At 63.1% G+C, this 279-nt stretch carries 1 protein-coding gene; it reads left to right on the top strand.

Translation table 11 applies throughout. The features are described 5' to 3' along the window. Positions 1-279: ABC transporter substrate-binding protein (locus EN804_RS36845; protein ID WP_246693569.1), on the top strand; the 279-nt coding region annotated here is incomplete at both ends.

The raw sequence follows: 279 nt of genomic DNA, 5'->3' as shown, positions 1-279 counted from the left end.
GGCGAATGCGATGTCGCGCCCTATCCGAACCCGGCCGACCTCGCCACCATCAAGGCCAACAAGGACGTCACTCTGCTGGACCAGGCCGGCCTCAACATCGGCTATATGAGCTACAACACCACGATCCCGCCGCTCGACAAGGCGGAAGTGCGCCATGCGCTCAACCAGGCGATCGACCGGGAGGCGCTGATCAAGTCGCTGTTCCAGGATGCCGGCGCTACGCCGGCGCAGAATCTGATCCCGCCGACCATGTGGTCGTGGGACAAGGATGTGAAGTTC

Origin of the sequence: Mesorhizobium sp. M8A.F.Ca.ET.161.01.1.1, assembly GCF_004792105.1 — a bacterium.
Taxonomy (GTDB): domain Bacteria; phylum Pseudomonadota; class Alphaproteobacteria; order Rhizobiales; family Rhizobiaceae; genus Mesorhizobium.
The sequence above is the reverse complement of the archived record's forward strand: the minus strand, read 5'-3'. Positions and strand labels throughout refer to the sequence as shown.